Annotated in this window: 17 protein-coding genes; 11 read left to right on the forward strand and 6 right to left on the reverse strand. The window is 73.1% G+C overall.

Annotation, left to right across the window (positions count from 1 at the left end; translation table 11 throughout):
- Positions 1 to 114: 114 nt before the first annotated feature.
- Genes JX575_RS18535 through JX575_RS18550 form a run of 4 tightly spaced genes read right to left on the reverse strand, consistent with a single transcriptional unit; the run spans position 115 to position 4,701 of the window.
- On the reverse strand, positions 115 to 1,563 hold the full coding sequence (locus JX575_RS18535; RefSeq protein WP_186339511.1) for an NAD(P)/FAD-dependent oxidoreductase: 1,449 nt from the start codon (positions 1,561 to 1,563) through the stop codon (positions 115 to 117).
- A gap of 49 nt (positions 1,564 to 1,612) precedes the next feature.
- On the reverse strand, positions 1,613 to 2,797 hold the full coding sequence (locus tag JX575_RS18540; protein WP_186339512.1) for an MFS transporter: 1,185 nt from the start codon (positions 2,795 to 2,797) through the stop codon (positions 1,613 to 1,615).
- Between the two features lie 24 nt (positions 2,798 to 2,821).
- Entirely contained in the window at positions 2,822 to 3,556 is a 735-nt protein-coding gene (locus JX575_RS18545; protein ID WP_186339513.1) for a glutamine amidotransferase, read from the reverse strand.
- Entirely contained in the window at positions 3,553 to 4,701 is a 1,149-nt protein-coding gene (locus tag JX575_RS18550; protein ID WP_186339514.1) for a CaiB/BaiF CoA-transferase family protein, read from the reverse strand. The genes JX575_RS18545 and JX575_RS18550 overlap by 4 nt, the downstream gene beginning before the upstream one ends.
- Positions 4,702 to 4,710: 9 nt before the next feature.
- Here JX575_RS18550 and JX575_RS18555 point away from each other — a divergent pair, with 9 nt between their 5' ends.
- The 4 genes from JX575_RS18555 (at position 4,711) to JX575_RS18570 (ending at position 8,201) form a co-directional block, all read left to right on the forward strand.
- Positions 4,711 to 4,890 (forward strand): hypothetical protein, encoded by a 180-nt coding sequence (locus JX575_RS18555; RefSeq protein ID WP_186339515.1) that lies wholly within the window; start codon positions 4,711 to 4,713, stop codon positions 4,888 to 4,890.
- On the forward strand, positions 4,890 to 5,417 hold the full coding sequence (locus tag JX575_RS18560) for a hypothetical protein (protein WP_186339516.1): 528 nt from the start codon (positions 4,890 to 4,892) through the stop codon (positions 5,415 to 5,417). The genes JX575_RS18555 and JX575_RS18560 overlap by 1 nt, the downstream gene beginning before the upstream one ends.
- Before the next feature lie 203 nt (positions 5,418 to 5,620).
- The gene (locus tag JX575_RS18565; protein ID WP_186339517.1) at positions 5,621 to 6,169 is read left to right on the forward strand and encodes a PadR family transcriptional regulator; all 549 of its coding nucleotides are present in this window, start codon (positions 5,621 to 5,623) and stop codon (positions 6,167 to 6,169) included.
- Between the two features lies 1 nt (position 6,170).
- Positions 6,171 to 8,201: an NADPH-dependent 2,4-dienoyl-CoA reductase gene (locus tag JX575_RS18570; protein WP_186339518.1), complete on the forward strand. Its 2,031-nt coding sequence runs from the start codon at positions 6,171 to 6,173 to the stop codon at positions 8,199 to 8,201.
- A 45-nt stretch (positions 8,202 to 8,246) separates the two neighbouring features.
- On the opposite strand, the gene JX575_RS18575 is transcribed toward JX575_RS18570, so the two are convergent.
- Positions 8,247 to 8,666: a CBS domain-containing protein gene (locus JX575_RS18575; RefSeq protein ID WP_186339519.1), complete on the reverse strand. Its 420-nt coding sequence runs from the start codon at positions 8,664 to 8,666 to the stop codon at positions 8,247 to 8,249.
- Between the two features lie 214 nt (positions 8,667 to 8,880).
- Between JX575_RS18575 and JX575_RS18580 the strand changes: the two genes are divergently transcribed.
- The 6 genes from JX575_RS18580 to JX575_RS18605 all read left to right on the forward strand — a co-directional run bounded on the left by JX575_RS18580 (position 8,881) and on the right by JX575_RS18605 (position 16,118).
- Positions 8,881 to 10,560 carry a long-chain-fatty-acid--CoA ligase gene (locus JX575_RS18580; protein WP_277395304.1) on the forward strand — a complete coding sequence of 560 codons (1,680 nt, stop codon included), beginning with the start codon at positions 8,881 to 8,883 and terminating at the stop codon, positions 10,558 to 10,560.
- Positions 10,561 to 10,636: 76 nt separating this feature from the next.
- Positions 10,637 to 11,128, forward strand: coding sequence for a DUF1360 domain-containing protein (locus JX575_RS18585; protein ID WP_186339521.1), 492 nt, complete (start codon positions 10,637 to 10,639; stop codon positions 11,126 to 11,128).
- A 251-nt stretch (positions 11,129 to 11,379) separates the two neighbouring features.
- The gene (locus JX575_RS18590) at positions 11,380 to 12,612 is read left to right on the forward strand and encodes a monooxygenase (protein ID WP_186339522.1); all 1,233 of its coding nucleotides are present in this window, start codon (positions 11,380 to 11,382) and stop codon (positions 12,610 to 12,612) included.
- 72 nt (positions 12,613 to 12,684) lie between these two features.
- Positions 12,685 to 13,377, forward strand: a complete 693-nt coding sequence (locus tag JX575_RS18595; protein ID WP_313960514.1) for a response regulator transcription factor — start codon at positions 12,685 to 12,687, stop codon at positions 13,375 to 13,377.
- Positions 13,374 to 14,813, forward strand: coding sequence for a HAMP domain-containing sensor histidine kinase (locus JX575_RS18600; RefSeq protein ID WP_186339524.1), 1,440 nt, complete (start codon positions 13,374 to 13,376; stop codon positions 14,811 to 14,813). Before JX575_RS18595 ends, JX575_RS18600 begins: the two co-directional genes overlap by 4 nt.
- Before the next feature lie 93 nt (positions 14,814 to 14,906).
- Positions 14,907 to 16,118 carry an AI-2E family transporter gene (locus tag JX575_RS18605; RefSeq protein WP_186339525.1) on the forward strand — a complete coding sequence of 404 codons (1,212 nt, stop codon included), beginning with the start codon at positions 14,907 to 14,909 and terminating at the stop codon, positions 16,116 to 16,118.
- 52 nt (positions 16,119 to 16,170) lie between these two features.
- Here the strand turns inward: JX575_RS18605 and JX575_RS18610 are convergent, their stop codons facing one another.
- Entirely contained in the window at positions 16,171 to 17,007 is an 837-nt protein-coding gene (locus tag JX575_RS18610; RefSeq protein ID WP_206054449.1) for an MOSC N-terminal beta barrel domain-containing protein, read from the reverse strand.
- A gap of 127 nt (positions 17,008 to 17,134) precedes the next feature.
- Between JX575_RS18610 and JX575_RS18615 the strand changes: the two genes are divergently transcribed.
- The gene (locus tag JX575_RS18615) at positions 17,135 to 17,452 is read left to right on the forward strand and encodes a hypothetical protein (protein WP_186339527.1); all 318 of its coding nucleotides are present in this window, start codon (positions 17,135 to 17,137) and stop codon (positions 17,450 to 17,452) included.
- Position 17,453 lies beyond the last annotated feature (1 nt).

Raw genomic sequence — 17,453 nt, forward strand, 5'->3', positions numbered from 1 at the left:
TGAGAGCGCTTCCACTTCCGTCCGCCAGCAACTATGACGACGGTCACATGACCTGTCAACGGCTTGCGGACAAAACCGATCCGGAATGTGAGAGCGCTTCCATGAAAGCGGCTCTCACGACCAGTCCAGGACCCCGTCGTCGAGGGGCGCGCGGCGGATCGTGCGGGCGTCGTGGAGGTAGCTCTGCCGCAGCGTCCACGGGGCGACGGTGCCTTGGCGCGGCAGCGTGTGGACCACCCGCTGGATGTAGCCCGCGTCGAAGTCCATCAGCGGGACCTCCTCGACCGACGGGTCGCGCACCGGCACCACCGAGCGCTCCCCGGTGGCGCGCATCCGCGTCAGCAGCCGGACGACGTACTCGCTGACGAGATCGGCCTTGAGCGTCCAGGAGGCGTTGGTGTAGCCGATCGTGAAGGCGAAGTTGGGCACCCCGGACAGCATCATCGCCCGGTAGGCCATCGTGTCGCGGGGCTCGACGGTCTCGCCGTCCACGCTGAGCTCGGCGCCGCCGAAGACCTGCAGCGACAGGCCGGTGGCCGTCACGACCACGTCGGCCTCGAGCCGCCGCCCCGACTCCAGCTCCACGCCGGTCTCGGTGAAGGTGGCGATGCGGTCGGTGACGACCTCCGCGCGTCCGTCGCCGATGGCCCGGAACAGGTCGCCGTCGGGCACCAGGCACATCCGCTGGTCCCACGGGTCGTAGGCCGGGTTGAAGTGGGTGTCGACGGCGTAGCCGGCCGGCAGCTGCGCCACGTTGACCCGGCGCACGAAGCGGCGCACGAGGTCGGGGCGGCGGCGGCTCGCGCGGTAGAGCGCGGCCTGCAGCGCGATGTTCTTCCAGCGGGTCACGACGTAGGAGCGGTCCTCCCCCACCAGCCTGGTCAGCCGCCCCTTCACCCCGTCCGTGGCCGGCACCGGGAGGACGTAGGTCGGCGAGCGCTGCAGCATGGTGACGTGCGCGGCGCCCGTGTCGGCGAGGGCGGGCACGAGGGTGACGGCGGTGGCGCCCGAGCCGATCACGACCACGCGCTTGCCGGTGTGGTCGAGGTCGTCGGGCCAGCGCTGCGGGTGCACGAGCCGGCCGCCGAAGCGCTCCTGTCCCTCGAAGTGCGGGGCGTGGCCGGCGTCGTAGTCGTAGTAGCCGCTGCACGCCCAGAGGAAGCCGGCGGTGATGGTGCGCCGCTCGCCGTCGACCTCGGCGGTCACCGTCCACCGTGCGGCGCTCGAGTCCCAGTCCGCCGCGACGACGCGGTGCCCGTAGCGGATGTGGCGGTCGACGCCGTGCTCGCGCGCGGTGTCGCGCAGGTAGGCCAGGATCGAGGCGCCGTCGGCCAGCGCCGTGTCGCCGCGCCACGGCCGGAAGCGGTAGCCCAGCGTGTGCATGTCGGAGTCGGAGCGCACGCCCGGGTAGCGGAAGAGGTCCCACGTGCCGCCGCTGGCGTCGCGGCGCTCCCACACGGCGTACGTCGTCTGCGGCAGGTCGGTGGCCAGGTGCGCGGCCGCGCCGATGCCCGACAGCCCGGCCCCGATGATCAGCACGTCGACGTGCTCGCGACTGCTCACGTCCCGAGGGTAGGTGACGCGGGCCCATGGCGTGACGACGAGTGACAGGTCAGCGCAGGTTGCGCGCCATCGCCGCGAGCCCGAGCACCGGGCCGGGCAGCAGGAGCAGCGACACCAGCGGCCCGAGGTCGCCGACCAGCGCGACGGTCAGCGCGATGGCACCGATGGTGAGGCCGAAGCCCAGGCCGTTCTGGATGGCGAGCGCGCTGCCCACGAGGTGGGGCGGGCACGCCCGGGCCGACAGCGCGGAGAACTGGGCCGAGTCGGCGACGACCGCGACGCCCCACACGAGCAGCAGCGCCAGCGCGAGCGCGACCGGGGCGCGCGCGACCAGCGGGTAGACCAGGCAGGCGGCGCCGGAGACGGACAGCGCGGTCGCGGCCACGCGTACGCCGCCGACGCGCCGGCTCCACCAGCCCCCGGCGACCGACCCGAGCGCCCCCGCCCCGATCACCGCGAACGCCCAGCCGTTGAGGGTCGTGCCGCGGTCGCCGAGGAGGTCGAGCAGCAGCAGCGGCACGAGGGTCCAGAAGGCGTAGAGCTCCCACATGTGCCCGAAGTAGCCCAGCGCCGCACCCCGGTAGCCCCGCACCCGGAACGCCTGGAGCACGGCGCCGGGGCGCAGCCCGGCGGCACCTCCGCGCGGCAGGTGGGGCCCGTCGCCGAGCAGCAGCACCACGACGCCGGCCACGAGGGCCAGCACCGAGGAGGTGAGGACGACGGCCCGCCACTGCCAGCCGAGGCCGAGCGAGGTGATCAGGTGCGGGAGGGCGGTGCCGAGGGTGAGCATGCCGACGAGCCAGCCGAGCGCCTCGCCGGCGCGGTCGGGGGACCAGGAGACGACGAGCTTCATCCCCAGCGGGTAGATGCCGGCCAGGCTGAGTCCGGTGACGAACCGCCACGCCACCCCTTCGGCCGTGCCGTCGGCGAGCAGCGCGAAGCCGGCGTTGCTGCCCGCGCCGAGCACGCAGGCGACCGCGAAGATCCGGCTCGCCGGGAAGCGGTCGGGCAGGCTGGTCACCGCCGCGAGGAGCGTGCCGAGGACGAAGCCCGACTGCACGGCGACGGTGAGGCTGCCCAGGCCCGCGTCGGTCAGGTCCCAGACCTCGCGGAGATCGGAGGCCGCGGCGTTGGCGCTGAACCACAGCGACGTGCCGAGCAGCTGGGCGACGACGACCACCGGCACGGCGAGGCGCGCGCGGCGCGCCGCGACCGGGTGCGTGTCGACGTCCACCGCCTCACCCTCCCAGAGACGGGCTCAGGCGCGGGCGTGGAGCTCGACGAACCTGGCCAGCAGCCGCACCGGCTCGGCGACCATCGCCTCGCGGGCGGCCGACTTGAGGTGCTCCTGCTCGTGCGGCTCGTAGTAGCCGTGGGCGCTGTAGGCGTCGATGCGGTCGCAGATCGCGACGGCGTCGAGCTCGGGGTGGAACTGCGTGGCGTAGACGTGGCGTCCGATCCGGAAGGCGTGGACGGGGCAGGTGGGCGTCGAGGCGAGCAGCACCGCGCCGTCGGGCAGCCGCGAGACCGCCTCCTTGTGACCGAGGTAGGCCAGGAACTCCGCCGGCATCACACCGAACAGGGGGTCGGCGCGGCCGGCCTCGGTGAGCCCCACGGGCAGGGCGCCGATGGGCTCGCCCCACGTCCGGTCGACGACGCCGCCGCCCAGAGTGCCGAGCACCCCGATGCCGTAGCAGGCGCCGAGGAACGGGAAGTCGGCCGCGACCGCCCGCTCGGCGAGCCGGTGCAGCTCGGCCTCGGCCCGGCGCTGCGCCGGCGACTTCACGTCCTCGGGGTCGGAGACGTTGAAGGGGCCGCCGCCGAGGATGATCCCGGACCACGCGGCGAGGTCGACCTCGCCGAGCGGCTCGGCCTCGAGCCGGACGCGCACCAGCTCGTCGGGGCGCAGGCCGCAGCCGGCCAGCACCGCGTCGTACTCCTGCTGGGCGACGTCGTCCTCCGCGCGGGTGCCGAGGAAGAGGAAGGGCCTCACGCCTGCGCCGCCGCGCCGTCGGCGAGCAGCCGGTCGACATCGCGTACGCCCCACGCCTCCAGCGCCTCGCGGGTGTGCTGCCCCGGCAGCGCCGGCGCGAGGCCCAGGGTGGGGGCGGTGCGCGAGAAGCGCGGCGCGGGCGCCGGCTGGGTGACCCCGTCACGCTCGACGAAGGTGCCGCGGGCGGCGAGGTGGGGGTGGGCGGGGGCCTCGGACAGGGGTACGACGGGCGCGACGCAGGCGTCCGTGCCGTCGAAGACCTCGCACCACTCGGCCTGCGTGCGCTCCTTGAACCGCCGGGTCAGCGCGTCCCGGATCTCGGCGTGGTTGGCCGGGTCGTCGCGGTCGGGCAGGTCGACGCCGATGCGCTCGACGAGCGCGGCCCAGAACTGCGGCTCGAGCGCGCCGACGCTCACGTGCCGGCCGTCGGCGGTCTCGTAGAGGTCGTACCAGGGGGTGCCGCCGTCGAGCAGGCCCGAGCGGCGGGTGCCGGTGGCGAGGCCGATCGCGGCGAACGTGGAGGCCATCGCGTTGAGGTGGGCGGTGCCGTCGACGATCGCGGCGTCCACCACCTGGCCGCGTCCGCTGGCGCGCGCCTCGAGGAGCGCGGCGAGGACGCCGATGACGAGGTAGGTCGAGCCACCGCCGAAGTCGCCGAGGAGGTTGCTCGGGAAGTGCGGCCGGTCGCGGTCCTGGCCCAGGCCGTGGAGCGCGCCGCTGACCGCGACGTAGTTCATGTCGTGCCCGGCGGCCCCGCTCCACGGGCCGTCCTGGCCCCAGCCGGTCATCCGCGCGAAGACCAGGCGCGGGTTGCGGGCGTGGCAGGTGTCGGGGCCGAGCCCGAGGCGCTCGATCGCGCCCGGGCGCATCCCCTCGACGAGGACGTCGGCCTGCTCGACCAGGTCGAGCACGGTGGCGACCGCGTCGGGGTGCTTGAGGTCGAGGGCCACGCTCGGCCGCCCGCGGGCCATCACGTCCTTCGCGCCCATCGCGAACATCCCGCCGCCCGGCCGGTCGATGCGGATCACGTCGGCGCCGAGGTCGGCCAGGATCATGCACGCGTGCGGACCCGGGCCGATGCCGGCGACCTCGACCACCCGCACGCCCCGCAACGGTCCGGTGCCCTGCCCCAGCTCGTACGTCATGGCCCGATCATGACACCACCGCTGTCAGGGTCGCGCCGGTCGCGCGTCCGCGACCACCCGCTCGGCACGGTCACGCCCGGCACGGTGCGGACGCCCGCCGGGGCGATCGGTGAGATCTACGAGCGCGGCGGCGTGCGTATCGTCACCGAGGACGACATCGCCATCACCGTGATCACGAGGGACACCTGATGAGCAACCAGACCCTGCTGGCCGCGACTGCCGAGACCGTGCGCGCCTTCGCCGCCCACGAGATCGACCTGGAGACGCTCCAGGCCGGGCTCCAGTCCGTCGTGACGCTGCTCGAGCGCACCGACTCGCCCGGCTCGTCCGAGGTGGCGAGGGTCGTGCGCAACGTCGAGGGCGACCTCGAGCTCATCAGGTTCACCGTGTTCGGCGACGAGGTGCATCCGGCAGCAATGACGGCCCTGAAGCCGTTGCGGGCGCACCTGCGCGCGGCCGGGGACGAGCACAACTGCCGAGCCTGCGGCTACCGGTGGCCGTCTCCGCCGTGGGGGGACGACGGGCGGAGCCCGGACTTCGACATCTGTCCGTGCTGCGAGGTCGAGGCCGGCTACGAGGACGTCACGCCCGCGGGCGCCCGGGCCTACCGCGCCGAGTGGCTGGCTCACGGCGCGCCGTGGCACGACGCGGGCACCCCGCACGACGGCCTCACCACCGAGGAGCGCCTGACCCACGTGCCCCCGGGCTTCGAGTGAGCCGAAGGGCGACGCCGAGCCGCGAGCTCGCGGAGCAGGACGAGCCCGACGACGCGGACCAACCCCCCTCGCCTCGACGGGGAGATCGTGGTGGATCCGAGCCACCCGGTGACTCGGAAGCTCCACGATCTCCGCCCGCGCGCGCCCTTCGCCCGAGCGTACGAGGCTTGCAACTCGTTGCATAGGTCGGGCACGATGCGCGCATGGCCCTCGAGCACGCCCTCCTCGTCGCGCTGAGCGAGCGCCCGGCGAGCGGGCTCGAGCTGACCCGGAGGTTCGAGAAGTCGATCGGCTTCTTCTGGCACGCCACCCACCAGCAGATCTACCGGGTGCTGGCGCGGATGGAGGCCGACGGCTGGGTCGCCGTGGAGGTGGTCGAGCAGGACGGCCGCCCCGACAAGCGGGTCCACACCCCGTCGGCCGAGGGCCGGCGGGTGCTCGCGGAGTGGCTGGCCACGCCCATGCCGATGGAGACCTTCCGCAGCGAGCTGGCCGTCAAGCTGCGCGGCGCGTCGTACGGCGACCGGGCGGTGCTGAGCGCCCACCTCGCCGACGCGCGCGCCGACCACGCCACCCGGCTCGCGCACTACGAGGCGCTCGAGCGCGAGCAGTTCCCCGACCCGGACGCCCTCGACGAGGCCGGGCTCGACCAGTGGCTGGTGCTGCGCGGCGGCATCCGCCTGGAGCGCTTCTGGATCGACTGGATCACCGACTACCTGCACGCCCACGACAGGGCCCACCAGAGGGACTGACATGACCCACCCCCGCTACCCCCACCTCCTCGAGCCGATCACCCTCGGCGCCGGGCCCGACGCGCTGACGCTGCGCAACCGCGTCGTCATGGGCTCGATGCACACCGGGCTCGAGGACCACCCGTGGGACATCGACAAGCTCGCGGCGTTCTTCGAGGAGCGGGCGCGCGGCGGCGTCGGCCTGATCATCACCGGCGGGTACGCCCCCACCAAGCGCGGCTGGCTCAAGCCGTTCGCGAGCGAGATGTCCAACCGCCTCCACGCGATGCGGCACCAGCGGATCACCGAGACGGTCCACGGGGCCGGCGGCGCGATCGCGCTCCAGGTGCTCCACGCCGGGCGCTACGGCTACCACCCGCTCTCGCAGAGCGCGTCGGACAAGAAGTCGCCGATCACGCCCTTCAGGCCCAGCGCCATGTCGAGCAAGGAGGTCGACCGCACCGCGACCGCCTTCGCCAAGAGCGTCGCGCTGGCCCGCAAGGCCGGCTACGACGCGGTCGAGATCATGGGCTCCGAGGGCTACCTGATCAACCAGTTCCTCGCCGCGCGCACCAACGACCGCGACGACGCGTGGGGCGGCTCCCCCGCGCGCCGGATGCACTTCGCGGTCGAGGTCGTACGCCGCTCCCGCGAGCTGGTCGGCGCCGACTTCCCCCTCGTCTACCGGATCTCGCTGCTCGACCTCGTCGAGGGCGGCCAGACCTGGGAGGAGACCGCCGAGCTCGCCCTGCACCTGCAGGCCGCCGGCGTCACCGTCTTCAACACCGGCATCGGCTGGCACGAGGCGCGGGTGCCGACGATCATCACCCAGGTGCCCCGCGGCGCGTGGCGCGCGCACACCGCCCGCCTGAAGGAGCTCGTCGACGTCCCCGTCTGCGCCTCCAACCGGATCAACACCCCCGAGCTGGCCGAGGAGATCCTCGCCGCCGGGGAGGCCGACCTCGTCTCGATGGCGCGCCCGCTGCTGGCCGACCCCGCCTTCGTCGCCAAGGCGATGGACGAGCGGGCCGACGAGATCAACACCTGCATCGCCTGCAACCAGGCCTGCCTCGACCACGTCTTCAGCAACGAGCGCGCCTCGTGCCTGGTCAACCCGCGCGCCTGCCACGAGACCGAGCTGGTGCTGATGCCCACGCTCCGCACGCAGACGGTGGCCGTCGTCGGCGCCGGTCCCGCCGGCCTCGCCGCGGCGACCAGCGCCGCCGAGCGCGGCTTCGCGGTGACGCTCTTCGAGAAGTCGCCCGAGCTCGGCGGCCAGTTCCGCCTGGCGATGGCCGTGCCGGGCAAGGAGGACTTCGCCGACACGCTGCGCTACTTCACCCGTCGCCTCGAGGTCCTCGGCGTCGACGTACGCCTCTCGACCGCCGCGACCGCCGCCGACCTCGCCGGCTTCGACCAGGTCGTCGTCGCGACGGGCGTCGAGCCGCGGATGCCGGAGATCCCCGGCATCGACCACCCCAGCGTGGCGTCGTACGCCGACGTGCTGAGCGGCGCGGTCGTCCCTGGCCGCCGCGTGGTCGTGATCGGCGCCGGCGGCATCGGCGTCGACGTGAGCGTCTTCCTCACCCACGAGGAGGAGGACCTCGAGGACTGGATGGCCCACTGGGGCGTCGGCGACCCGGCGCTGCACGAGGGCGGACTCACCGAGGCCAAGCCGCGCACCCCCGCCCGCGAGGTGACGCTGGTGCAGCGCAAGACCACGCCGATCGGCATCGGCCTCGGCAAGACGTCGGGCTGGGCGCACCGCGCGGTGCTCAAGCAGTCACACGTGACCCAGGTCCGCGGGGCGACCTACGACCGCATCGACGACGAGGGCCTCCACGTCACCGTCGACGGCGCCTCCCGCGTGCTCGAGGCCGACACGATCGTGGTGTGCGCCGGCCAGGACTCCGTGCGCGACCTCTACGACGACCTCGACCACGAGGCGACGCACGCACCCGCGGTGCACCTGATCGGCGGCGCCGACGTCGCCGCCGAGCTCGACGCCAAGCGGGCGATCAAGCAGGGCACCGAGGTGGTGGCCGCGCTGTGATCCGGGAGGGGTGAGCGGCTCACTCCACCGGCTCGAGGCCCCGGCTCACTCCCACGGGGCGGCGGCGGCGACGATCACACCGAAGAGGTCGCGCATCGAGACGATGCCGGCGATCTCGTCGCCGTCCATCACCGGCAGGTGCCGCACATCGGCCTCCACCATCCGGCGGGCGGTGTCGAGCACGTGGTCGTCGGGGCCCACGGTGACGAGATCGACGCTCATCACGTCGGCGGCCGTCACGTGCTCGGGGTTGGCGCCCTGGGCGAGGTGCTGCACGACGTCGCGCTCGGACACCAGTCCGGCGAGACGGTCGTTGTGCACCACGGCGACGACACCGACCCCCTCCGCGGCGAGCGCCTCGGCGACCTCCAGCAGGGACGTCGCCGTGCCCACCGTGGCCACGGGCCACACCATGACTCGGGCGACGGCGTCGGCGGGGTGGGCGGTGCTGGTGCTGGCGTACATGGTGACCTCCTGGTCTGCGTCTGGTGCTGACTCCAGCCTGCGTGCTCACCGGCACGCGGGTCAGGGTCCTTGGTCCCCACCGGAGGGACCGAACTGCTCTCGAGGTCGCGGTGCGGGGCAGGAGCGGGTACGCCCTGCCGGACCCTGCTGTCCGAGCGATATCTTGGAAGCAGTCGCGATCCCCGTCCCGCGACACCCGAACGCGAGGAAAGCCGTGCCTGCTCGACAACCCCTCTGGGCAGACTCCTACGCACCCGGAGTGCCCCTGCACCTCGACTACGGCGACACCACGGTCCTCGACCTGTGGGAGAGCGCGGTGCGCGACCACCCGGACCGGCCGGCACTCGACTTCCTGGGCCGGGAGTCGACCTACGCCGAGGTCGACGAGGAGGTGCAGCGCGTCGCCGGCGGCCTGCACGCGCTCGGCGTACGCCCCGGCGACAACGTCGCGCTGGTCATGCCCAACTGCCCGCAGAACGTCATCGCGTTCGTCGCGGTGCTGCGCCTCGGCGCGACCGTGGTGGAGCACAACCCGCTCTACACCGCGGCCGAGCTGCGCTACCCGTTCGCCGACCACGGCGCCCGCGTCGCGATCGTGTGGGACAAGGTCGTGCCCGTCGTCGAGGGACTCGTCGGCGAGACCCCGCTCGAGCGGATCGTCGCCGTCGACATGACCACCCGCCTGCCGTGGACCAAGCGGCTCGCGCTGCGCCTGCCGATCGCGAAGGCGCGCGCGGCCCGCGACCAGCTGACCTCGCCCGCCCCGCAGGCCACGCAGTGGTCCGAGCTGGCGTCCGCGGAGCCGATCGACGCGTCGCACCCCCGCCCCGGCAAGGACGACGTCGCTCTGCTGCTCTACACCTCCGGCACGACCGGCGTGCCGAAGGGCGTGCCGCTGCGGCACCGCAACCTCGTCGCCAACGTGCTCCAGGGCCGCGTCTGGGTCTCGGGCCTGCAGGAGGGCACCGAGACGTTCCTCGTCGCGCTGCCGATGTTCCACGCCTACGGCGTGACCGTCAGCGTGCTGCTCGGGGTGAGCCTGGCCGCCAAGCTGGTGCTGCTGCCCAAGCCCGAGATCGGGCTGATCATGGAGGCCATCGAGCGCGACGTGCCGAGCTTCGTGCCCGCCGTGCCGCCGCTCTACCAGCGCATCGTCGACGAGGCCGAGCGCCGCAACGTCTCGATCCGCGGCATCCGCTACGCCCTCTCGGGGGCGATGCCGCTGCCGGCCGCGCTCGTGGAGCGGTGGGAGGCGGCCACCGGAGGGCTGCTCGTCGAGGGCTACGGCCTGACCGAGACCTCGCCGGTGATCGTCGGCAACCCGATGACGAAGGCGCGCCGGCCCGGCTCGATCGGCGTGCCCTTCCCCGACGTCGAGATCCGCGTCGCCGACCCCGAGGACCTCGACCGCGACGTCCCGCAGGGCGAGCGCGGCGAGCTGCTGGTGCGGGGCCCGCAGGTCTTCTCCGGATACCGCGGGATGCCCGAGGAGACCGCCGTGGCGTTCCACGACGGCTGGTTCCGCACCGGTGACGTGGTCACCATGTCGCCCGACGGCTTCCTGACGATCGTCGACCGCATCAAGGAGATCATCATCACCGGGGGGTTCAACGTCTATCCCTCCGAGGTCGAGGCGGTGCTCCGCACCCATGCCGGCGTCGTCGACGTGGCGGTCGTCGGCATGCCGCACGAGGACGGCGGCGAGGAGGTCGTCGCCGCGGTGGTGCTCGTGGAGGGGGTGCCGGTGCAGCCCGACGAGCTGCGCGCCCACACCCGCGAGGGCCTGACGCCCTACAAGGTGCCGCGCCGGGTCGTCTTCATGGACGAGCTGCCGACCAACCCGATGGGCAAGGTGCTGCGCCGCGAGGTCGCGACGCGGCTGCACGACTCCTGAGCCCGGCTCCGGCCGCTGTGACCTGATCGGCCGGCACACGTGTCATCGTCGGGGCGGGTACGGGGTACGGACGCGCATGACCCAGCTCCTCGACGCCTCCCGCTACGACCCGGACGGCGCAGTCGACCTCCGCGGCTACACCGGCAGCATGGCGGTCTACGTCGCCGCAGTGGGCGGGCTGCTGCTCCTCGGCCGCGGCACGGGACGCTCGCTCCCCGAGCGCTACTCCCTCACGGACCTCACCCTCGGCGGGATCGCCACGCACAAGCTGACGCGGCTGCTCAGCCGCTCGTCGGTCGCCAGCCCGCTGCGCGCGCCGTTCACCGAGTTCGACGCGGCCGCGGGATCGGGCGAGCACGTGGAGTCGTCGCGCGGCGAGCACGGCGTACGCCACACCGTGGGCGAGCTGCTGACCTGCCCGTTCTGCCTGGGCGTCTGGGTGGGCACGGCCTACGTCGCCGGGATGGCGTTCGCGCCCCGGCCGACCCGTGCCGCCGCGGCCGTGCTCACCGTGGTCGGCGCGTCCGACGCCCTCCAGCACGGCTACTCGCGCCTGCGCGGCGACTGAGCCACTCGCGCCGGACCTGCCGATGTGGTCGGACCACTGTGGTCGTCGACGTGTGCCATCGCCGTCATGGAGACACTCTTCCAGGGCCCACTGACACTGGGTCCGGGTCGCGGCGGAGGCCGCTCCATCCTCTGACCTGAGGGGCCCGAGACCGACTCCGGGCCGTCTCATCGCTCTAACAGGTGTCTAAGTTTCGCTCGGTAGGACGTAGGCCTCAGACAGACGAGGCACTACGAAGCAGGAGGCCAGTCATGGCAGTCAACGCGGCGCCGTCCGGTGCATGGCGGAGGTTCACGGCGGCCACCACGGTGCTCGCGACGGCGTTGGCCGTCGCCGCCTGCAGCTCGGACGCCGACGACGACACGGCGCCCCCCGGAGACGCCTCGCACAGCATGCACGCGGGCGGGTCGTCGGCTCCCCCGCAGCCGCTGCGCGCCGGCGAGCGGTTCGTCGAGCTGAGGATGGCGGAGGCCTACACGCCCGAGCCGCCGGAGGGCGCCCTGGACGAGTACCGGTGCCAGGTGCTCGATCCGGGCCTGACCGAGGAGGCGTTCCTGACCGGGACCCAGGTCATGCCGGAGAACGTCGCCATCGCGCACCACGGCATCGTGTACGCCGTGCCGCCGCGCGACGCCGACGCGGTGCGCGAGCAGGACGCGAGGACTCCCGGCCTCGGCTGGCGGTGCTTCGGCGGGACCGGCGTCGAGGGAGCCGACGTGGAGGACGACGACGAGGGCGCCGACCCGGGCGCGGCGTGGGTGGACACCTGGGCGCCGGGCGCCGCCGAGACGCTGCTCGACCAGGACGCCGGCTTCAAGCTCGAGCCGGGCAGCCTGATCGTCTTCCAGATGCACTACAACCTGCTCGCGACCGACGGCGAGCCGGCCGGGTCGGACCGCTCGGCGGTGCGCCTGCGCCTGACGGACGGAACGCCGCAGACACGGGAGCTCGAGACGTGGTCGCTCGACGCGCCGACCGACCTGCCCTGTGCCGCGGGCGAGTCGGGTCCGCTGTGTGACCGGGCGGCCTCGATCGCGGACGTGACGAAGCGGTTCGGGCCTGAGGTCGGCGAGTTCGCGGACGAGCAGGTGGAGGAGTGCAACGAGGGCGGCGTGCCGACGCCCGGTGACACCCAGGTCTGCGACCACGTGGTGGAGGAGCCGGTGACCGTGTTCGCCGGTTTCGGTCACATGCACATGCTCGGGCGGTCCTTGAAGGTCGAGCTCAACCCGGGCACGCCGCAGGCCAAGGTCCTGCTGGACGTGCCGCAGTTCGACTTCGACGACCAGCACATGGTGAGGCTGCCGTCGCCCGTCGAGGTCGATGCGGGGGACACCCTGCGGGTGACGTGCACGCACGACGCCGGGTTGCGCCAGCAGGTGCCCCAGCTGAGCAAGCTGCCGCCGCGCTACGTGGTGTGGGGCGACGGCACCGGCGACGAGATGTGCATCGGCATCATGACGGTCTCCCCCCGCGAGCCCTGATGAGGCGAACACGGGGCAGGTGGATCGGGGACAATGAGCGGCAGGAGCATCGACGGGAGAGGGCGGGCCGGCGTGCGGATCATGATCGCGGACGACGAGGCCGCCATCCGTGAATCGCTGGAGCGCGTGCTCCGGGTCGAGGGCTATGACACCAGCACCGTCGCCAACGGTCTCGCCGTCCTCGACGGGGTCGGGGGGGCCGGCAGTGACCCGCTGGACCTGCTGATCCTCGACGTGATGATGCCCCGCCTCGGCGGGATCGAGACCTGCAGGCGGTTGCGAGCCGCGGGCCAGGACCTGCCGGTGTTGATGCTGACCGCTCGTGACCAGGTCTCCGACCGCGTCGAGGGGCTGGACGCGGGCGCCGACGACTACCTGCCCAAGCCGTTCGCCACCGAGGAGCTGCTGGCCCGGGTGCGGGCCCTGCTTCGCCGACGCACGGCGACCGACGAGGAGTCGCAGGTCCTGTCGTTCGCCGACGTCCGCCTCGATCCCGACAGGTTCGAGGCGTGGCGCGGCGGGCGGCCGCTGCGCCTGACCCGGACGGAGTTCTCCCTCCTGCAGGTGCTCATGGCCAACGCGACCCGGGTGGTGACCCGCGAGATGCTGTTCGAGGCGATCTGGGGCTTCGACATGAGCGCCACCGCCAACAACCTCCAGGTCTACGTGAGCTACCTGCGCCGCAAGATGGAGGCCGGGGGTCAGTCGCGACTGATCTTCACGCTGCGCGGCCTGGGCTACGCGTTGCGCGAGACTCCTCCATGAGCAGACCCACGGGCCGGGAGCCGCGCCGGCTGACCCGGTGGTGGCGCGGGCGGTCCCTGCGGACCAGGCTGACGGTGATCGCGGCGACGGCCATCGCGGTCAGCGTGTTCGTGGCCTTCCAGTTGGCCAGCGAGCTGCTGGACCGGGAGCTGCGGGACAGCCTCGAGGACCAGCTGCGCGCCGACTCCCGCGTCCTGGCGACGGCCGCCGAGCGCGCCGGTCTGGCTCAGGTGGAGCTGCCGCCGTATCCCGGATCCGGTCGCCTGGTGCGGGTCCTCCTGCCCGACGGCTCGACCCGGACGCCGGCCGGCCAGCCCGCCCTGCCCCCGGTCACCGAGCAGGCCCGGCGGGTCGCGCCGGCCGGCCTGATGGAGTCGGACGACCCCGAGGAGGGCTACGTGATCCACACCCGGCGGGCGGGTGCCGGTGCGGTCCAGGTGGCCCGCGCCGCCGACGACAGCCCGATCAACCGGTTCGGGTTCGGCATGCTGATGGTCGGGCTGCTCTGCGTGGTCGGCGGCGCCTTCGTCGGGCGGACCGTGGCGCGGGCCGGGCTGGCACCGATCGACCGGCTGACCGCCGCCGCGGTGCGTGTCGCGGACACGGGGGATCTCGACGCCGACATCCCCGACGAGGGCGGTGGGGAGATCCGGCGGCTGATCCGGTCGATCAACGACATGCTCGCCGCGCTCCGGGACTCCCGTCGGGCCCAGCGGCTGCTCGCCGAGGACGCCGCCCACGAGCTCAAGACCCCGCTCACCAGCCTGCGCCTCAACGTCGAGCTGCTGATCCGGCTCGATCGGCGCGGGACCCTGGACAGCGCACTGCCGGCGGAGAGCCGGACCCGGCTGCTCAACGACCTCGGCGCCCAGGTGGCCGAGCTGAGCACCCTTGCCGCCGAGCTCACCGACCTGGCGCGTGGTGACATCACCGACGAGAGCGCCGAGCTGCTCGACCTCGCCGACGTGGTGGTGGCCGCCGCGGCCCTGGCGCGTTCCCGCGCGCCCGACGTCGAGATCGCGCTCGACGTGACCTCCGTGTGGGTGGGCGGGCGTCCCGCCGCGCTCCAGCGGGCGGTCCTCAACCTCATCGACAACGCCGGCAAGTGGTCCCCTGCGGACGAGCAGGTCCAGGTCAGGCTCCGTGCCGAAGGCGCGTCCGCGGTGCTCGAGGTCGACGACGCCGGGCCGGGCATCGACGCCGCCGACCTGCCGCGGGTGTTCGACCGGTTCTACCGGGCCGACAGCGCCCGGGCGTTGCCCGGATCCGGCCTCGGCCTGTCGATCGTGCAGCGGGTCGTCGCCGCCCACGGCGGCCGGGTGACCGCCGCCCGCTCCGCACGCGGAGGCGCGCTGCTTCGGGTCGACCTTCCGACGGCGTCCCCGCCCACCCCGATCGCGCAGATCACCGCCGCGGAGGACGGCCCGGTGCGCTGACCCGCCCCGACGGCGGACGATCACCTGGACACCAGCAGATCGGCACCCGCACAGGCGTGCCGCTCATGCGCCGTCCAGATGGATACTCATGGCGTGAAGCTCTTCACCAGGAAGCTCTCGTCCGGGCGCGGCTCGCAGGCTCCGCCTCCCCCCGACCCACAGACTGCTCCGCCGACCCCACCCGTCGCGGTGCCGTCGTACCCGCCGTCGCGGGAGGAGACCATCGGTGCGGGTGTGGCCTGGACCGCACGCTGGAGCCTGCGGCTGGCTGCCATCGTTCTCGGCGCGGTTCTCCTGGGATATGTCATCAGATATGCCTGGGTCATCCTCTTCCCGGTGCTGATGGCACTGGTCCTGTGCACCGTCCTGTCGCCCGTCGCCAGGTTCCTGCGGACCAAGGCGCACCTGCCGAACGCCCTGGCAGCCGCCGCGACGTTGCTCGGCGCAGTCGCGATCGTCGTCGCGGTGGGCTTCACCATCGCGCCGTCCGTGGCGGCACAGAGTGGGGACATCGTCGACAGCGCCAGTGACGGACTCGAACGCGTGCAGGAGTGGGTCCAGGAATCGGACTTCGTGTCGAAGGAGCAGATCGACGCCGCCCTGCAGGCACTGCAGGAACGGCTCGCGGGCTCCGCCAGCAGCATCGCCTCCGGAGTCCTCACCGGCGTCTCAGCAGTCACGAACGGCGTCATCAACCTCGTGCTCGTTCTCATCCTCAGCTTCTTGTTCCTCAAGGACGGGAGGCGCTTCCTGCCCTGGGTCGGTCGCCTGGCGGGGCACACCGCGGGACACCACCTGCAGTCCGTCGGGCAACGGGCCTGGGACACCCTGGGCGGGTTCATCCGCACCCAGGCGCTGGTCTCGTTGATCGACGCCGTGCTGATCGGCGGCGGGCTGCTCCTCATCGGCGTGCCGCTGGCGGTGCCACTCGCCATCATCACGTTCTTCGCCGGATTCATCCCGATCGTGGGCGCGTTCGCGTCCGGCCTCCTCGCCGTGCTCATCGCGCTCGTCTCCAACGGCACGACCGGCGCTCTCCTCGTCCTGGCGCTGGTCGTCGCCGTGCAACAGCTCGAGGGCAACGTGCTCTCGCCGTTCCTCCAGTCGAAGTCGATGGACCTGCACGCGGCCGTGGTGCTGCTCGCGGTCACCCTCGGCGGCACCCTGTTCGGCGTCACCGGTGCGTTCTTCGCAGTCCCGGTGACAGCAGTGCTGGCTGTTGTCGTGCGCTACCTCGACGACGTCGTCACCCAACGCTCCCGAGAACGACCCCCGCCTGCCGTCGCACCGCCTCCCGCCCCATAGGAAGGGTCAACGGCGCAGGCGAGGCATCGGTCCGCCCTGCCCGCGTACGGCCTCAGCGGACCTCGACGGGATCGCCGACGCTGATCTGACCGGTGGTGTCCGGGATCAGGTTGACCGCGAACAGGGTCTTGCGACCGACCCGCCGGTGCTTGGCCAGGGTGCGGATCGGCTCCTTGCCCGTCTGCAGCGAGTCGGGATCGAGCGTCGTCATCACGCACCGGGCATTGAGCTTGGCGGCCCGGAGCCGCACGTCCCCGATGACCACCGAGCTCCAGTGGTCCTCGGCGAAGGGCTGGTCGCCGTCCACCACGATGTTGGGCCGGAAGCGCTCCATCGGAAGCGGCGGGGGCGGGTCCTCGCCGCGCTGGACCGCACCCTCGGCGATCCAGTCGTTGAGCTGGCGCAGGGAGGCGAGCGACGCGATGGTGACCGGATAGCCGTCGGCGAACGCCGTGAAGTCCTCAGGCCGGGAGTGCTCGGGGTCCAGGCTGCGCCGGGTCGGCTCGTCGCACCAGAGCAGGCGGACGTCCTCGCGGCCCAGCACCGCCCGGAGCCACGCGTCAGCCTCTCGGCCGGCGGGAACGCCCTCGAGCTGCTGGCCGAACAGCCGGGTGCGCACCCGCTCCCCGCTCGGCGGGTCCAGGAGCAGGTCCGGCATCTCGTCGGCGCGCAGCCGCAGCCCTCGCTGCAGCGCGGGATCGGTGGCCGGCGTGTCGGCGACGATCCTGAACAGGGAGTGCGCCTCGCGGGCGGTGACCATCGTCCCCTCGCCGTCGACCACCATCCACGTCCGGTCGCTCTCGAGGCCGCCGAGCAGGACCCGCGCGCTGTCCACCGGCCGGATCGCCGTGCTCTTGACGGGGTGGATGGCGAGGCCGCTCACGAGCATGGCGTCAGCGTAGGCGAGAGCGGAGGACGGCATCCGCCCGAGAGGCGTACCGCTGCCCCCGCAGCTCGGCACCTCCGCCGGTGCCTAGGCTGGGACGGCCATCCCCGAGCACGAACCGAGGTCCCCTGTGCCCGCCACCCGATCTGCCCGACAGCGCAAGGCCAGCGCCGAGGCGGGACCGCTGGCCGTGGTCCGCATCGACGAGAGCCCCGACGGCTCGTACGCCTACACGATCTCGTGCACGCAGTGCGAGGTGCCGCGGCCCGGCACCGGCACCCGCGCCTGGGGCACGCGCCGGCCGGGCGAGGACAACGGCTACATGGCCGCGATGGACCGATGGATCCTGCACCTCACGTCCAAGCACCCCGACGCCGAGGCGCCGTGCCTGGCCTACCTGCCCGAGGCCCGCGCGCGTCTGCAGGAGCGACGCGACGCCAGAGGCTGAC

It is taken from the genome of Nocardioides sp. zg-1228 (genome assembly GCF_017086465.1).
Lineage (GTDB): Bacteria > Actinomycetota > Actinomycetes > Propionibacteriales > Nocardioidaceae > Nocardioides.

Coding starts and splice junctions, on each gene's coding strand:
- JX575_RS18555 (WP_186339515.1), top strand. CDS start 4,711: ATGACACCACCGCTGTCAGGGTCGCGCCGGTCGCGCGTCCGCGACCAC.
- JX575_RS18600 (WP_186339524.1), top strand. CDS start 13,374: ATGAGCAGACCCACGGGCCGGGAGCCGCGCCGGCTGACCCGGTGGTGG.
- JX575_RS18610 (WP_206054449.1), bottom strand. CDS start 17,007: ATGCTCGTGAGCGGCCTCGCCATCCACCCCGTCAAGAGCACGGCGATC.
- JX575_RS18570 (WP_186339518.1), top strand. CDS start 6,171: ATGACCCACCCCCGCTACCCCCACCTCCTCGAGCCGATCACCCTCGGC.
- JX575_RS18590 (WP_186339522.1), top strand. CDS start 11,380: ATGGCAGTCAACGCGGCGCCGTCCGGTGCATGGCGGAGGTTCACGGCG.
- JX575_RS18550 (WP_186339514.1), bottom strand. CDS start 4,701: ATGACGTACGAGCTGGGGCAGGGCACCGGACCGTTGCGGGGCGTGCGG.
- JX575_RS18565 (WP_186339517.1), top strand. CDS start 5,621: ATGGCCCTCGAGCACGCCCTCCTCGTCGCGCTGAGCGAGCGCCCGGCG.
- JX575_RS18585 (WP_186339521.1), top strand. CDS start 10,637: ATGACCCAGCTCCTCGACGCCTCCCGCTACGACCCGGACGGCGCAGTC.
- JX575_RS18575 (WP_186339519.1), bottom strand. CDS start 8,666: ATGTACGCCAGCACCAGCACCGCCCACCCCGCCGACGCCGTCGCCCGA.
- JX575_RS18560 (WP_186339516.1), top strand. CDS start 4,890: ATGAGCAACCAGACCCTGCTGGCCGCGACTGCCGAGACCGTGCGCGCC.